14 protein-coding genes and 4 tRNA genes are annotated in these 14,310 nt (G+C 70.9%); 10 read left to right on the forward strand and 8 right to left on the reverse strand.

The genetic code is table 11. The annotated features are described in order from the left end of the window. Positions 1-17: 17 nt before the first annotated feature. Positions 18-299: an iron-sulfur cluster biosynthesis family protein gene (locus EDD34_RS19255; RefSeq protein ID WP_123815994.1), complete on the reverse strand. Its 282-nt coding sequence runs from the start codon at positions 297-299 to the stop codon at positions 18-20. 239 nt (positions 300-538) lie between these two features. Between EDD34_RS19255 and EDD34_RS19260 the strand changes: the two genes are divergently transcribed. From EDD34_RS19260 to EDD34_RS19270, 3 genes are all read left to right on the forward strand, one after another. Beyond that, positions 539-614, forward strand: a tRNA-Lys gene (locus tag EDD34_RS19260). A gap of 83 nt (positions 615-697) precedes the next feature. Then, the gene (locus tag EDD34_RS19265; RefSeq protein ID WP_123815995.1) at positions 698-1,870 is read left to right on the forward strand and encodes a MarP family serine protease; all 1,173 of its coding nucleotides are present in this window, start codon (positions 698-700) and stop codon (positions 1,868-1,870) included. A 168-nt stretch (positions 1,871-2,038) separates the two neighbouring features. Next, complete coding sequence (locus EDD34_RS19270; RefSeq protein WP_123815996.1) at positions 2,039-3,181, forward strand: glycerophosphodiester phosphodiesterase; 1,143 nt, start codon at positions 2,039-2,041, stop codon at positions 3,179-3,181. Here EDD34_RS19270 and EDD34_RS19275 read toward each other — a convergent pair whose 3' ends face one another. The 3 genes from EDD34_RS19275 to EDD34_RS19285 are packed head-to-tail and all read right to left on the reverse strand — an operon-like array spanning position 3,182 to position 6,333. Further along, positions 3,182-4,594: a protealysin inhibitor emfourin gene (locus tag EDD34_RS19275; protein WP_170177131.1), complete on the reverse strand. Its 1,413-nt coding sequence runs from the start codon at positions 4,592-4,594 to the stop codon at positions 3,182-3,184. Positions 4,595-4,599: 5 nt separating this feature from the next. Beyond that, positions 4,600-5,718, reverse strand: a complete 1,119-nt coding sequence (locus EDD34_RS19280) for a mechanosensitive ion channel family protein (RefSeq protein WP_123815997.1) — start codon at positions 5,716-5,718, stop codon at positions 4,600-4,602. A 51-nt stretch (positions 5,719-5,769) separates the two neighbouring features. Next, the gene (locus EDD34_RS19285) at positions 5,770-6,333 is read right to left on the reverse strand and encodes an antibiotic biosynthesis monooxygenase (protein ID WP_123815998.1); all 564 of its coding nucleotides are present in this window, start codon (positions 6,331-6,333) and stop codon (positions 5,770-5,772) included. Between the two features lie 509 nt (positions 6,334-6,842). On the opposite strand from EDD34_RS19285, the gene EDD34_RS19290 reads away from it, so the two are divergent. Beyond that, the gene (locus EDD34_RS19290; protein ID WP_123815999.1) at positions 6,843-8,054 is read left to right on the forward strand and encodes a M15 family metallopeptidase; all 1,212 of its coding nucleotides are present in this window, start codon (positions 6,843-6,845) and stop codon (positions 8,052-8,054) included. Positions 8,055-8,105: 51 nt separating this feature from the next. Here EDD34_RS19290 and EDD34_RS19295 read toward each other — a convergent pair whose 3' ends face one another. Next, positions 8,106-8,450, reverse strand: coding sequence for a metallopeptidase family protein (locus tag EDD34_RS19295; protein ID WP_123816000.1), 345 nt, complete (start codon positions 8,448-8,450; stop codon positions 8,106-8,108). A gap of 132 nt (positions 8,451-8,582) precedes the next feature. Here EDD34_RS19295 and EDD34_RS19300 point away from each other — a divergent pair. The 5 genes from EDD34_RS19300 (at position 8,583) to EDD34_RS19320 (ending at position 10,284) form a co-directional block, all read left to right on the forward strand. Continuing rightward, positions 8,583-8,655: transfer RNA gene (locus EDD34_RS19300), tRNA-Glu, on the forward strand. 157 nt (positions 8,656-8,812) lie between these two features. Next, a tRNA-Asp gene (locus EDD34_RS19305) sits at positions 8,813-8,886 on the forward strand. Positions 8,887-8,950: 64 nt separating this feature from the next. After that, a tRNA-Phe gene (locus EDD34_RS19310) sits at positions 8,951-9,023 on the forward strand. Positions 9,024-9,523: 500 nt separating this feature from the next. Then, complete coding sequence (locus tag EDD34_RS19315; protein WP_123816001.1) at positions 9,524-9,952, forward strand: phage holin family protein; 429 nt, start codon at positions 9,524-9,526, stop codon at positions 9,950-9,952. Beyond that, positions 9,949-10,284, forward strand: a complete 336-nt coding sequence (locus tag EDD34_RS19320) for a DUF3618 domain-containing protein (protein WP_123816002.1) — start codon at positions 9,949-9,951, stop codon at positions 10,282-10,284. The genes EDD34_RS19315 and EDD34_RS19320 overlap by 4 nt, the downstream gene beginning before the upstream one ends. Before the next feature lie 50 nt (positions 10,285-10,334). On the opposite strand, the gene EDD34_RS19325 is transcribed toward EDD34_RS19320, so the two are convergent. Then, complete coding sequence (locus tag EDD34_RS19325; RefSeq protein ID WP_123816003.1) at positions 10,335-10,544, reverse strand: BldC family transcriptional regulator; 210 nt, start codon at positions 10,542-10,544, stop codon at positions 10,335-10,337. A 534-nt stretch (positions 10,545-11,078) separates the two neighbouring features. On the opposite strand from EDD34_RS19325, the gene EDD34_RS19330 reads away from it, so the two are divergent. Continuing rightward, positions 11,079-11,309: a DUF3073 domain-containing protein gene (locus EDD34_RS19330; RefSeq protein WP_123816004.1), complete on the forward strand. Its 231-nt coding sequence runs from the start codon at positions 11,079-11,081 to the stop codon at positions 11,307-11,309. Between the two features lie 241 nt (positions 11,310-11,550). On the opposite strand, the gene purM is transcribed toward EDD34_RS19330, so the two are convergent. Then, the gene (gene purM, locus EDD34_RS19335; protein WP_123816005.1) at positions 11,551-12,660 is read right to left on the reverse strand and encodes a phosphoribosylformylglycinamidine cyclo-ligase; all 1,110 of its coding nucleotides are present in this window, start codon (positions 12,658-12,660) and stop codon (positions 11,551-11,553) included. Positions 12,661-12,740: 80 nt separating this feature from the next. Further along, the gene (gene purF / locus EDD34_RS19340) at positions 12,741-14,288 is read right to left on the reverse strand and encodes an amidophosphoribosyltransferase (protein ID WP_123816006.1); all 1,548 of its coding nucleotides are present in this window, start codon (positions 14,286-14,288) and stop codon (positions 12,741-12,743) included. Between the last annotated feature and the right edge of the window lie 22 nt (positions 14,289-14,310).

A 14,310-nucleotide genomic window follows, 5' to 3' on the forward strand; every position in this document is an offset into this window, starting at 1 on the left:
GTGCGGCCTGAGGGACATTACGCCTGGACAAGCACGAAACCCGGGCCTTCGGCGTCGGGCTGGATGTCCAGCGTGAGTTCGTCGAGGGCGACCGAGGCCGCCGGATCGACGAAGACGTGCGTGGTGTCGGACTGGGCAACCACCTGATCCTCGGCCTCAGGAGCCTGGACGAGCGCGAGCTCGAAGTTGCCCGGCTGGCCCGCTGCCTCCGCGATGCGGAGGCCGCCCTCGGCCGGAACCTGGTTCTCCTGAACCAGGCCCTCGACCGCAGTGCGGGCGTTGTCGGTCACGGTGAGCACGGAGAGCTCCTCTCGTCGGTTCTCGTGACCCGTCCACCGAATCAAGGTCTGCCCGACACCGCAAGCGCGAAACGCCCGTGGCGCGACATCTCCGGCAGCCGGTGCCACCTGAGAGGTCGTTTCCCCGCCCTCACCCGGCCGCCGGTGCCACGTCGGGTGAATTTGCGCGACCGGATCCGCCGACCTGGGTAGGCTGGGGCGTCGCGGACCGGTCGGCACGCGACGCGCCGTCGGCGCACGGGCCTCTAGCTCAACTGGTAGAGCTGCGGACTTTTAATCCGTAGGTTCTGGGTTCGAATCCCAGGGGGCCCACCACTCGACCCGCCGGCACCATCCGGCGCCGGTGTCCCGGCACCCGTCGTCGGTCCACCATCTCGCCCGCCGTCCCGGAGGAGCTCATGACACCCGTCGACATCGTGCTCCTCCTGATCCTGCTCTTCGCCCTCAGCGCGGGGCTGAGCCGCGGGCTGCTGGCCACGCTCGGCGGACTCGTCGGTCTCGTCGTCGGTGGCCTCGCCGCCTTCTGGGCCGTTCCCGCCGTCAACGACCTGCTGCCCACGTCCGAGTGGCGCGGGCCGGTGTCCGTCGCGGTGGCGATACTGCTCCCGGTGCTCGGCGCCTCCCTCGGGTCCGGGCTGGGGCACGGCCTGCGACGAGGTGTGGACCGCACGCCCTTGCGCCCCCTCGAACGCCTGCTCGGGGGTGTGGCGAACGTGCTGGTCGCGGCCCTCGCGCTGGCGTTCGTCGGCAATGCCATCAGCGCCACCGGTACGCCGGGCGTCGCGTCGGCGATCTCGTCGTCCACGGTCCTGCGCACCATCGAGAACGCGACCCCGCCGGCGGTCGGCCGCCCGCTCGCCGAGATGCGCGCCATGGTGCTCGACGACGGCCTGCCTCGCCTGAACCTCCTGATCGTCCCGCGACAGGCCCCGGTCGCGCCCGCCGTCGACCTGGACGACGCCGATCTGGAGGCCTCGGCACGGTCGGTGGCCCGGATCTCGGGGATCGCCTACGCGTGCGGCAAGAGCTCGACGGGATCGGGGTTCGTCGTCGCCCCCGACCGCGTGGTCACCAACGCGCACGTCGTGGCGGGCGTGGACCGGCCCGTCGTCGAGCTTCCCGACAGCCCGGCCCGCGAGGGACGAGTGGTCTACTTCGACCCGGTCGACGACCTCGCGGTCATCGCCGTCGACGCCCTGGCCGCCGACGTCCTCGACATCGCGCCGACCCTGGCGACCGGCGACAGAGCCGTCGTCCAGGGCTACCCCTACGGTGGTCCCTTCACCTCGACGAGCGCCGGGGTGCTCGGCGTGGACACCACCCGCGTCCCCGACGTGTACGGTTCCGGCGCGGCGGGCCGCGAGGTCTACTCCCTGGCCGCCGCGGTACGCCCGGGCAACTCCGGAGGGCCGCTCCTGACCACCGACGGGCAGGTGGCCGGCGTCATCTTCGCCCGTGCCGACTCCGCGTCCGACATCGGGTACGCCATGACGAGCGCCGAACTGCTCCCGGTGGCGGCCCGGGCCACCGAGCTGGACGCCCCGGTCTCACCCGGCCGGTGTGCCGCCTGATCGCCTCGCTCCCCGGCGCCCCCGGTGACCACCGCGTAGCCCGTCGGAGAACGATCCGCCGGGGCAGTTGAACGCCCGCGGAAGTTTCCCGGAACTCCGCGGGCGAACGTGCGGGGCGCGGCCGGTGCGGTCCTATCGTGGGCAGAAGTCTGCAGATCGGAGCATGCCATGGCTCTCCTGGAACGCTCGGCCGGCCTGGTGCGGCCCGTGGCCGTCGGCAGCACGGCCGTGTCGCGTCCCGCCTCGCCGTCCGGCACGGCGGTGGGCCCTACCGCGGCCCACCGTGCGGCCGATCACCGCGGCCGCCCCGCCGAGCGCGTGACGACAGGCCGAATCCCGCTACGCCGTCCCGCGGCGCGCAAGCGCGTGCCGCGCTGGACGCCCCTGGTCTGGCTCGCGCTGCTGGCCGACCATCGCCGGCATGCCCGGCTCGCGGCCCGGTCGGCGGCCGTATCGGGTGCCGGCGCCGCACTCGCTCCGCGCACGGGCCCGCGACCGCCCGGGACCGTTCCGGTCACGACCGGCACCACCGGGGATCCCGCAGGGCCGCCCGGTACGCTCGGCCGGGTGACCCGCCCCGCCGTCGTCGCGCATCGAGGGAACTCGTCCGTCGCGCCGCAGAACACGCTGGCCTCGATCGAGGCGGCATGCCGAGCCGGAGCCGACGCCGTCGAGATCGATCTGCGACGGACCGCCGACGGTGCCGCCGTCGTCATCCACGACGACGTCGTCGACGAGACCACCGACGGCCACGGTGCCGTGGCCGACCTCAGCCTCGACCAGCTCCGCGCCCTCGACGCCGGGCGCTGGTTCGGCCCGGCCTACGCGGGGCAGCGGATCCCGCTCCTCGCCGAGGTGCTCGAGATCCTCGGACGCTACCCGAACACCCGGTTGCTGCTCGAGCTGAAGGACGTCTGGGAGCCGGCCGAGGTCCACGGGGTGACCACGACGATCGACGACGCCGGCCTCGGCGAACGCGTGCTCGTCCAGTGCTTCTGGCCCGACACGGTGGCCGCCGTCCGCGAGGTCGCCCCGCACCTGGAGCGGGGACTCCTGCTGGCGTACGAGCCGCCCGACGTGCTCGACGTGTGCGCGGGGCTCGGCGTGGTCGCGTGCAACCCGTCGGCGGAGATGGTCCGCCGCGACCCCGGAATCGTCACGCGGCTGCATCGCGCCGGGCTGCGGGTCATGGTCTGGACGGAGAACGACCCGTCCGGCTGGTCACACCTGTGCGAGGTCGACGACGGCGCCGGGGTGGACGCCATCATCACGGACCGTCCCGACCGCCTCCTGGGCTGGTTCTCCCGCTGACTACCGGTCGCGTGCCGAGAGGATGAGGTCCGCCAGGCGGAGGAGGTCGGGCGTGGCGTGGTCCTCCGGGACCGCGACCTCGTGACCGTCCCAGACGATCACGTAGGTGAACGCGTCCGGCCTGCCCGGCCGTTCCGCCCAGGCGGCTGCCTCGTGTTCGAGCAGCGTGATGTCGACGCGGTGCACCAGCGTCCGGACCTCACCGACACGCGGGTCGTCACCGTCCAGGTCCACGGAACTGGTCACGGTGATCCCCGCGAAGCCTCCGCTCCGGCGGACCTCGACCACGCCGGCCGGTTCCCGGGTGCCGGACGGCTGCTCCGCGGGCGTGTGCTCGTCAGGACGGTCCGCCGGCTCGCCCGCACCGTCGTCGGTCACGACGCCGACACCGGCCCATGCCTCCCGGACGACGTCCGCGTGCTCTCCGGCGACGGCCACCGTCGCGGCGGCGAACCCGGCGAAGTCGGTGGTCGGTCCGACGGTCAGCAGCGCGTCGTACCAGATCTTCCCGGCGCCCTCGGTGGACGAGCCGCCGATCCCGGTCGCGGCGAGATGGAACGCCCGGTTCGGGATACCGGAGTTGATGTGCACGCCGCCGTTGTCGTCCCTGGTGTCGACGTAGTCGTCCATGTGACCCGGCTGCGGGTCGCTGCCCAGCACCGGGTCGTCGTAGGCGGTGCCGGGCTCCGACATCGACCGCAGCGCCTTGCCCCGCACGGTGTCGGTGAACAGGCCCTCGCCGATCAGCCAGTCCGCCTCCGTCGCGTCCTGGCCGAGGACACGCTGCTTGAGGCAGGACCCGAACACGTCCGACATCGACTCGTTCAGAGCGCCCGGCTGGTCCCGGTAGACGAGTCCCGCGGTGTGCTCCGTGACGGCATGCCCCAGTTCGTGAGCCAGGATGTCGACGGCGATCGTGAAGCGGTTGAAGACCCGCCCGTCGCCGTCGCCGAACACGAGCTGGGTGCCGTCCCAGAACGCGTTCTGGTAGTCCTGCCCGTAGTGCACGGTCGCGCTGACGCGCGCGCCGGCGTCGTCGTACGACGTGCGGCCGAAGGCCTCCCGGAACATGTCCAGGGACGCCCGGATGCCGTCCCAGGCCTCGTCGACGGTCACATCGCCCGACGGCGACTCGTCCGTCTCGTCCCGCACCGGATCTCCGGGCAGGGTCTGGGTGTTGCCGGCGGTGTGGACGGTCCACGCGAGTGCCGTGGGCTCCTCCGGGCCGGCCTGCTCGGGATCGGCCGCCTGGGTCCGCGCCCGGTGCGCGCTGCGGCCGGCGCGGAATCCCGCGTCAAGGTCCATCGTGTGGCGACAGGCCACCCTCAGGTCGGGTTCGGCCAGCAGGCCGGACGAAACGGCCTCCGCGACCTGCTGGAGCAGGTACGGCGGGATAAATCCGGAACGGCTCATAAGTCTTAATCAACCATGCTGGGCTGCGACACGCCAGAGGGCAGGCCGGCCATCCGCGCCGACTTCGCTCCGTCCGCGTCCGCCTCGATGCGGGTGCGGGGGAGTGCCGCGCCGGCCTCGCTCTGCACCCAGACGATGATCTGCTCACGCACGTGGCACCGGAGGTTCCACAGGTCGTCCCCGTCCCGCGCGCTGACACAGGCCCGGACGCGGATGGTGCCGCCCGTCGCGTCCGTGACCTGGAGGCTCTGTACCCGCCCGTCCCACAACGTGGTGCCCGACACGATCCTGCCCAGCTCCGCGCGCAAGGACTCGACCGGGGTGCGGAAGTCGAGGTCGATCTCGACCGTCCCGAGCAGTTCCGCCGACTCGCGCGTCCAGTTCTCGTACGGCTGCTCGGTGAAATAGGTGCACGGCAGGATCAGCCGGCGGTCGTCCCAGACGTGCACCACCACGTAGGCGAGGGTGATGTCCTCGATCCGGCCCCACTCCCCCTCGACCACCACGACATCGCCCACGTGGATGCGGTTGGTGAACGCGACCTGGATACCGGCGAACACGTTCCCGAGCGCGCTCTGGGCGGCGAGGGCCGCCACGATCGACACCAGCCCGGCGGACGCGAGCAGGCTCGCACCCACGGTGCGCGCGCCGTCGAAGGTCATGAGGATGCCGGCGACGGCGAGAACGCTGATGACACCCACCGTGACGCGCCGCAGCATCATCACCTGCGTGCGGAGCTTGCGAACCTCCCGCCAGTCGTGGACGCCCTTGCGGATGCGCGCGTAGGCGCGCTCCTCCAGGACGAACGCGCAGTTCCCGACCAGCCACGCGCCGGTGACGATGACCGCCGGGAGCACGAGGTGCTGGACGACGGGGAACCATTCCTCCCCGGCGTACCCCGACATGTTCAGCGCGATCCACGCGGCCACCACGAGCAGGGTGGCGCGCACGGGGTTGCGAAGCCGCTGGGCGATCTCCCGTGCGATCTCGCTGCGCCTGCCGGCGCGACGCACCAGCCAGGCGACGACACCCGTCAGCAGATAGGCGGCGACGGCCGCCCCCGCCATCCACGCGACGGTCTCGAGCAGCCCCGCCGCGTCCTCAACGACCTCTTCCACTGCCATGGCACTACTGTGACGCGCAATGCGCATTCCGCGCAAAGCTCCACCGGAGCCCTACCGGGCATGCAGCCAGCCGTGCAGACGTCGCGTCACCCAGGGAAGCACCCAGTACGCCATGACCGGCGTGAGGACCAGCGTGGAGACGAGCACCCGGAGCACCAGCGGGAGGTCGGCCCACCCGGGCACGAACTGCGTCGACAGCCAGGTGAAGAGGAGGTTCACCGGAAAGAACCCGAGCCAGATGCTCGTGGCCTGCTTCCAGCGGGGTGGCGCGGGGACGGCGTCGTCGGACCGGACCGGCTCGTCGAACCAGCCTTCGATACCGGTCCTGCGCTCGATGCGGCGCTCCTCCACGAGGCCCGCGCCGCGTGCCAGCCACGTGCCACGCTCCTCGGACCGCTCCCACGCGTCGAGGCGCGCCTCGTCGGCGAACCGGTAGAGCATGAACCAGTCGCTCGAGCCCTCGGCGGCGCGCACCCACCCGGAACCGAGGAACCCGTCCCAGCGGTTGGCGAGGTTGACACCGTCCTGCACCCAGCGCGTCACCTCCGGAACGTGCTCAGGGCTGACGACACGGTGGATCGAGACGGTCACGGGGATGGTCGGGGCGTGGTCCATGTCCAGCAGTGAACGACGACGACGCGACGCGGGCCCGGCGAAAGCGGGACCCCGGGCAACCTTGTCTCGCGATGCGGACGCCTGTGGCCGCCGTCACCAGGCGGTGCGGGCAGGCGCCGCGGGCAAGGCGTCACGAGTGCCCCGATCTTCACGCCGGTTCCACGGGATGCCTACTGACTTTGTGACCAACATCGCGCCGAAACGTCGTTGCCAACCTGTGACCATCCCCCACCATGGATGGGTCGCCGACGCCGGCGCGGGCCCGAGGCCCGCCGTGCGAGCCACCCGGGCCGCACGAGGAACCGGCGTGGATGCGCGGCTCCGCTCGACCCCGAGGGTCGCGTGAGTCCGCGGTGCGACGTGCCGTGGGTCCTTGTCCGACGACGAGCGCACGCCATGGCACCCAGACAAGAGCATCGGCGTGCACACGGGTCTGCCCCTGCGGGGAAAATCCCCTCACGGACCCGCGAACTCCCCAGCACCGCGCCGACGCATGAACGGAATGCCGCGTGAAGCACCCCCACTCTGCCACCGAACACCCCGTCGCGCACCCTGTGGCCCGCTGTACCGCGTTCGCCGCGGTCGTCGCGATCGGCGCGCTGAGCATGAGCGCGCCCGCCGCCGCGTCCCCCGTGGCCACAACGACGGAGGGCGTCGCCGCACCGACCACGACGACCGAGACCGAGACCGCCGACGCGCTGTCGGTGGTGCTCGCCGACGTGCCCACGGCCCTCGACGCCAAGACGGAGAAGGCACTCGCCGACGCCACCAGCGCCCTCGTACAGGCCCAGCAGTTCACGGCCTCCAGCGACATGGGGGCGAAGCGTGCCTCGCGGATCGAGGAGGCTGCCACGGAGGTGCGCGAGCTGGTCATCGCCGCCACCGCCGTGTCCGCCGACGGAACCCTCGCCGCCTCGGCGGCGGCTGCCCTCGCGGACCGCACCGAGCGTGCCTCCCGGTCCAACGAGCGCTCGGCGCTGCCCACCGGCGCGGAGACCGGGAACGCCGGTGCGGCGGCGGATGCGGAGGTGTCCGCGACACACCTGACGGAGGCGACCGAGAGCCTGTCAGGGCTCCTGGCGGCACCGGCCGGCGCCGCCGTCTCGGAGGTCGTCCCGGGTCCGACCAAGGCGGAGATCGCCGCGCAGAAGGCGAAGGCCCGCGCGAAGGCCGAAGCGAAGGCCGAGGCGAAGGCCGCCGCGGCGGCTGCGAAGGCCGCGAAGACCCGCGCCGCGGCAGAGGCGAAGGCGTCCGCCCAGGCCGCGGCGCGGGCCAAGGCCGACCGGCAGCGGGTCGCCGGCCTCTCCGCCCAGGCCAAGCAGTACGGGAACGGCCAGATTCCGTCGAATCTGCTGTGCGACCTGTCGTTCGCACCCGGTGAGGAGTTGCGGTGCGACGCGGCGCTGGCGGTCGAGGACCTGAACGCCGCGTTCCGGGCCGCCTTCGGACGCAACCTGACGATCAACGACTCCTACCGGTCGTACGCCGACCAGGTCGCGGTCGCGGCGACCATGGGCGCCCTGGCGGCCCCCCCGGGGACGTCGAACCACGGACTGGGGCAGGCGCTCGACCTGGGCGGCGGGATCTCGACGTTCGGCTCGGCCGAGTACCAGTGGATGTCCGCGAACGCCGGGAAGTTCGGCTGGATCCACCCTGCCTGGGCGGAGCCGGGCGGCTCCAAGCCCGAGGCCTGGCACTGGGAGTACGGCACCGGAGCCTGACCGCGGTCTCCGGTCACCGCGCGGCGCCCGGCCCGGGCGCCGCGCGGCCCCTCACGCCCAGCCGAGCTCGTGGAGCCGCTCGTCGTCGATCCCGAAGTGGTGCGCGATCTCGTGCACCACGGTGACCGCCACCTCCTCGGCCACCTCTTCCCGGGTCTCGCAGATGGCCAGCGTGGGGTTCCGGAAGATCGTGATGCGGTCCGGCAGCGACCCGGCCGCCCAGTGGTGACCCCGTTCCGTGAGCGGCACGCCCTCGTAGAGCCCGAGCAGTCCGGGATCCTCGGCGGGGGCGTCGTCCTCGACGAGCACGACGACGTTGTCCATCTGGGCCGCGAGGTCTTGCGGAACCAGATCGAGGCCCTCGCTGACCGCCGCCTCGAACTCATCGCGTGTCATCTCCACCACTGGCCCATCATGGCCGACACCGGGCATCCCGCGTGTCAGGTGCGGCCGCCAGGGGCGCCGGCGGCGACCGTGACGGATACGACGTGGACGCACGCCGTCGCGCCTGTAGACTTTCCGCGTCCAGCCCCCATCGTCTAGCGGCCTAGGACCCCGCCCTTTCACGGCGGTAGCACGGGTTCGAATCCCGTTGGGGGTACGAAGAGGCGCCAACGCCCCTGCTCGGAGCGGGTTTCACCCGGTGTGAGCCACGCCATCGTCACAGGGCCGGGATTCAATTTCCGGTTCGGACGCCGGGTGGGTTAGGCTTCTCTCGGTTCGCACGGCGGACCACCTCGGTCGCAGTTTGCGGCCATGGCCCTGTAGCGCAGTTGGTTAGCGCGCCGCCCTGTCACGGCGGAGGTCGCGGGTTCAAGTCCCGTCAGGGTCGCGCTTGATCGCCCGGTATCGTCGGTCACGACGCACCGGGCTTTCGCGCACGGCGCCAGCGCCGCGGCTCTGTAGCTCAGTTGGTAGAGCGTTCGACTGAAAATCGAAAGGTCACCGGATCGACGCCGGTCGGAGCCACCTTCACACCGCAGGCCAGAGACCCAGTCTCTGGCCTGCGGCGCGTTTCCGGCCCCGTCGCGCGGCATCAACCCGGCAGATCCGGTGGCAACGCCCACCGAGACACCACCGCGGCTCGCACGAACGCCGTCCTGTTGACGAAGGCAGCAATGCACGGGATGCGGCGCGAGATGCTCTTCGACGCCACTTCGGCCATCACTCCCGCCCGCAATCTTGTCGATGGGGACAAGACCGCGTGGAGACGTCAGCACAAGCACCTCCGGACCGCACGCGGGCCATCTGAGGCAACTCAACTGTTGGTCGGTCGTCCAACAAGTTCCTGACCATACCGCCACATTGCCTACACATTGCGCCCGTCAGGCGCGGCAGTCTCGACGGAATCCGCGCCGCGCCGCCGTCTGGAATTGCCCTGCGCCTCCCCTGCGGGTTGAGTTGACCTCAGCAGATGCGCGGCGGGCGACCGCAGGATCCGCGGGAGACGCCGCGCACGGGGAGGGCACATGAGCCAGGACACAATGAACGGCACGCCATCGCAGGACCGTCCGACATCGCTCGGGGGTCTCGTCGAGCACATCAGCGAGCAGGCATCACGCCTCGTGCGGGCGGAGATCGCGCTCGCGAAGGCCGAACTCACCGACAGGGCGATGAAGTCCGGGATCGGCTTCGGCCTGTTCATCGGGGCGCTCGTGGTGCTGCTCTACGCGATCGGGGTACTGCTGCTCGCGGCGGTGTACGGCCTGGGCACCGTCTGGCCCCTGTGGCTCGCCGCGCTGGCCGTGGGCGGGTTCCTGGTGCTCGTGACCCTGATCCTGGCCCTCGTCGGCCAGGCCCTGCTCAAGAAGGGCACGCGGAAGCCGGAGAGCGTGCAGCGCATCAGGGACGACGTCTCGACCATCCGCACAGGCATCCAGGAAGGGCTGCACCGATGAGCACCGAGGACAAGGTTCAGCGCACGCCCTCCAAGGAGGAACTCGAGGCAGAGGTGCTGCGCACGCGCGCCGAACTCGCCGCGACGATCGACGAGCTGACGCTCAAGCTCAACCCGGCGCACCAGGCTCAGCGTCTGGCGCGAAGTGCCAAGCAGGCCGCCACGGGCGCCGGCAACCGGGCGGCCGGAGCCCTCCACCGGGACAAGAAGAGCCCGGTGCCTGAGGGACACCGGGCTCGAAACACCAAGCTTCTCGTGGGCACCGCGGTGGGCCTCGCGGCCTTGGGTGCGGTCACGATCGCTGTGGTGGTCCTGCGGCGCGCGCGGGGCTGAGCTAGGGCAGCACCCGGCGCGCCATCACCACCGCCTGCCGATCTCGCCGGCTACGCGTCCGAGTCGTCGGGACTCTCGGCCGCTGCACCCAGCAGCGCCCGAACCTCAGACTCCTTGTACCGACGGTGCCCGCCGAGCGTGCGGATCGAAGAAAGCTTTCCCGCCTTTGCCCAACGCGTAACCGTCTTGGGGTCTACACGGAACAAGCTCGCTACCTCGGCAGGTGTGAGCAGGACCTCGGATTCTCCGTGGATGGACATCCCTGCACCTCCTCCGGAACGGCGCCGGCCCTGGCGGCACCAGGTTCTTGACGGCTCCCGCTCTCTCACCATTGTTAGCAGCAAACAGGATTTAGGCGACTTGAGAGAGGACTCATTTCGCTCACATTCTCCGACGCGACTCTCCGCAACGGAGCGCCCTACGACGCAACCATAGCGCGAACGCGCGACTGGTCAGCGATTCGTCATCATTTATCGCCATCTACCATCACCATCGCGCATCACTTGACTACCAGCCACTCGTGCAGGGCAGTTCGCGACGCGCGAACACCGTCGCGTCATGTCGGTCACGACACACGACGGCGTTCCGTCAGGTCGCGCCGACCGCCGTCTTCCGCGGCATCCCGATGCGAATGGTGCCGAAGATCACCGGCGCATCGGACGAATCACACGTGCAGACTGGAGGAAACCGCGTACAACCATGTACCGTTAGAGCCTGGACAGATCAAGCACACTCCGGGGCCGCGCGTCTGTTGCACGTAGCCGCCCCGCTCCTACGTTGAGGGGGTCGGAGCCATGGGCCGCGGCCGTCAGAAGGCTAAGCAGACCAAGGTTGCTCGAGCGCTGAAGTACTACAGCCCTGAGACCAACTACCACGCCCTCGAGCAGGAGCTCCGAGGCGGGAGGTCCCACACGGATGTGGCGACGGACGATTCTCGCTGGAACGCCGTCGGGGACGAGGACTACGACAATCGCTACGCCGACTGGGCAGACTTCGACGATTCGAACGAGCGCAGAGAACTTTGATCCAGAGTTCGCCGCACCCGATCGTCGGCCACCCAGCAGTCGATAGTCCACTCCCAGCACCCTCGCCCTCCTGAGCGAGGGCTGGTGAGTCTCGTGGCCTGACCGGCCGGTTCGTCGTGAGCGGACCCTTCTCCCCGACGTGGAAAGCCGTCCGGGGCCAGAGAAGGCGTTCCGCACACGGAAGCCGGCGGGTCAGGCCCTCGTCGTGCGCCCGCCGCGCCGCCGACCGGCAGGCGTTCACTCACCGGTACTCGTTCACCAGGCGCACGGCACCGCCCCGAACCCCCTTCGTTCCGCCCACCAGGTCCTCCGGCGAAGGCGTCGTGAGATCGAGGGTCTCGATCCGCCCGAGCTCCCACGCGGGAACGCCGAGCACCTCCAGCCGGCGCAGGGCCGCATCGGTCCCCTCCGCGTCGACCACCGCCACCATGCCGACGCCGAGGTTGAGGGTGTTCTCCAGATCGCCGCGCGGCACTCCGCCCAGCTCCCGCACCATCCGGAAGACGGGCGGCACCTCCCACGAGGCACGGTCCACCGTGGCCACGGTGCCGGCAGGCAGCACGCGCGCCAGGTTCGCGGCGAGCCCACCCCCGGTGACGTGGGTGAAGGCGTGCACGTGCGCCGCGTCGTCGGCAGCGAGTGCCAGGACGTCGCTCGCGTACACCCGGGTCGGCTCCAGCAGTTCCTCGCCGAGAGTGCGCCCGAGTTCCTCGACGTGGCGGTCCAGTTCCCATCCGGCGTGCTTCACCACGGCGCGCACCAGCGAGTACCCGTTCGAGTGGAGCCCGGAAGAACCCATCGCGATCAGGACGTCGCCCTCGCGCACCCGCTCCGGCCCCAGGACGCCGTCGGCCTCCACGATCCCCGTGGCGGCGCCGGCGACGTCGTACTCGTCGGGTGCGAGCAGCCCGGGATGCTCGGCGGTCTCACCGCCGACGAGCGCGGTACCCGCGACCTCGCACGCCTGCGCGATCCCGCGCACGATGTCCGCGACGCGCTCCGGGACCACCTTGCCCGTAGCGATGTAGTCGGTCATGAACAGTGGCTTCGCGCCGACCACGACGATGTCGTCCACGACCATCCCGACCAGGTCGAAACCGATCGTGTCGTGCTTGTCGAGCGCCTGCGCGATCGCCACCTTCGTGCCGACGCCGTCCGTGGACGTGGCAAGCAAGGGCTTCCGGTAGTCCCGGAACGCCGACATGTCGTACAGCCCGGCGAATCCGCCCACGCCGCCGAGCACCTCCGGCCCCTGCGTGCGGCGCACCGCGTCCTTCATCAGCTCGACGGCCTTGTCGCCGGCTTCCGTGTCGACCCCTGCGGCCGCGTAGGTGAGCCCTTCGGATGTCACTGGTACTCCATCACTGGTCGGGTCGGTGGTCCGGGGACGACGACGGTGGCCGGCGCGGGCCGCGCCACGTCGCGTTCGTCTCAGGGGTGGTCGAGCGCGCCGGCGCCGCCGGCGGAGACCGTGAGGCTCGACAAGCCGTCCTCGGGGGCTCCGAGCGGGAGCTCGGCCTGTTCGAGCAGATGCTTGCCGAGCCGGTCGTCCTCCGGCAGCTCGATCGGGTACTTGCCGGTGAAGCAGGCTGCGCACAGTTGGGAGGCGGGCTGCTCGGTCGCCGTGATCATGCCCTCGGTCGAGATGTAGCCCAGGCTGTCGGCACCGAGCGACTGCCCGATCTCCTCCACACCGAGCCCGTTGGCGATCAGCTCGGCGCGAGACGCGAAGTCGATGCCGTAGAAGCACGGCCACTTCACCGGCGGCGAGGAGATGCGCACATGCACCTCGGCGGCACCGGCCTCGCGCAGCATGCGGATCAGCGCGCGCTGTGTGTTGCCGCGCACGATCGAGTCGTCGACGACCACGAGGCGCTTGCCGCGCACGTTCTCGCGCAGCGGGTTGAGCTTCAGCCGGATTCCGAGCTGCCGCAGGGTGTCCGACGGCTGGATGAACGTCCGCCCCACGTACGCGTTCTTGGTGAGGCCCTGCCCGAACGGGATGCCGGACTCGGTGGCGTAGCCGATGGCGGCGGGCGTCCCCGATTCCGGCGTCGCGATGACGAGGTCCGCCTCGACCGGGTGCTCGCGGGCGAGGACCCGTCCCATCTCGACGCGCGCCGCGTGGACGGACCGCCCGTTCAGGGTGTGGTCCGGCCGGGCCAGGTAGACGTACTCGAAGACGCAGCTCGCCCGCTCGGCCGTGGCGAAACGGGTCGAGCGGAGCCCTTCGGCGTCGATGCAGATCAGCTCGCCGGGCTCGACGTCGCGCACGTAGGAGGCACCGACGATGTCCAGCGCGGGCGTCTCGGAGGCCACCACCCAGCCGCGCTCCAGGCGACCCAGCACGAGCGGGCGCACGCCTTGCGGGTCCCGGGCCGCGTAGAGCGTCGACTCGTCCATGAACACGAGCGAGAAGGCGCCGCGCAGGCGCGGCAGCACCTCGAGTGCCGTCGTCTCCAGCGTGTGGTCGGCGTCGCCGGCGAGCAGGGCGGTGATGAGGGCGGTGTCGGTCGTGTTGCCCCGGGCGAGTTCGCCGCGGCGCTGGGCGCCGTACCGCTCGGCCACCAGGTCGACGAGCTCGGCGGAGTTGATCAGGTTGCCGTTGTGGCCGAGGGCGACCGTGCCGGAAGCCGTCGGGCCGAGAGTGGGCTGTGCGTTCTCCCAGGTCACCCCGCCCGTCGTCGAGTAGCGACAGTGACCGAGGGCGATGTGACCGGTCAGCGCGTTGAGCGCGGTCTCGTCGAAGACCTGGGACACGAGGCCCATGTCCTTGTAGACGAGAATCTGGTCACCGTTGCTGGTGGCGATACCGGCGGACTCCTGCCCGCGGTGCTGGAGCGCGTACAGGCCGAAGTACGAGAGCTTGGCGACTTCCTCGCCGGGGGCCCATACTCCGAAGACGCCACAGGCGTCCTGGGGACCCTTCTCCCCGGGCATCAGATCGTGGTTCAGGCGGCCGTCCGGGCGCAGAGGCATGACACGAGTATCCCACGACGAG

Source organism: Myceligenerans xiligouense (assembly GCF_003814695.1).
GTDB classification, from domain to species: domain Bacteria; phylum Actinomycetota; class Actinomycetes; order Actinomycetales; family Cellulomonadaceae; genus Myceligenerans; species Myceligenerans xiligouense.

What these genes read in the sequence shown, in the direction of transcription:
- EDD34_RS19265 (WP_123815995.1), top strand. Translation starts at nt 698, where the DNA reads ATGACACCCGTCGACATCGTGCTCCTCCTGATCCTGCTCTTCGCCCTC.
- EDD34_RS19270 (WP_123815996.1), top strand. Translation starts at nt 2,039, where the DNA reads ATGGCTCTCCTGGAACGCTCGGCCGGCCTGGTGCGGCCCGTGGCCGTC.
- EDD34_RS19275 (WP_170177131.1), bottom strand. Translation starts at nt 4,594, where the DNA reads ATGAGCCGTTCCGGATTTATCCCGCCGTACCTGCTCCAGCAGGTCGCG.
- EDD34_RS19280 (WP_123815997.1), bottom strand. Translation starts at nt 5,718, where the DNA reads ATGGCAGTGGAAGAGGTCGTTGAGGACGCGGCGGGGCTGCTCGAGACC.
- EDD34_RS19285 (WP_123815998.1), bottom strand. Translation starts at nt 6,333, where the DNA reads ATGGACCACGCCCCGACCATCCCCGTGACCGTCTCGATCCACCGTGTC.
- EDD34_RS19295 (WP_123816000.1), bottom strand. Translation starts at nt 8,450, where the DNA reads ATGACACGCGATGAGTTCGAGGCGGCGGTCAGCGAGGGCCTCGATCTG.
- EDD34_RS19315 (WP_123816001.1), top strand. Translation starts at nt 9,524, where the DNA reads ATGAGCCAGGACACAATGAACGGCACGCCATCGCAGGACCGTCCGACA.
- EDD34_RS19320 (WP_123816002.1), top strand. Translation starts at nt 9,949, where the DNA reads ATGAGCACCGAGGACAAGGTTCAGCGCACGCCCTCCAAGGAGGAACTC.
- EDD34_RS19325 (WP_123816003.1), bottom strand. Translation starts at nt 10,544, where the DNA reads ATGTCCATCCACGGAGAATCCGAGGTCCTGCTCACACCTGCCGAGGTA.
- EDD34_RS19330 (WP_123816004.1), top strand. Translation starts at nt 11,079, where the DNA reads ATGGGCCGCGGCCGTCAGAAGGCTAAGCAGACCAAGGTTGCTCGAGCG.
- purF (WP_123816006.1), bottom strand. Translation starts at nt 14,288, where the DNA reads ATGCCTCTGCGCCCGGACGGCCGCCTGAACCACGATCTGATGCCCGGG.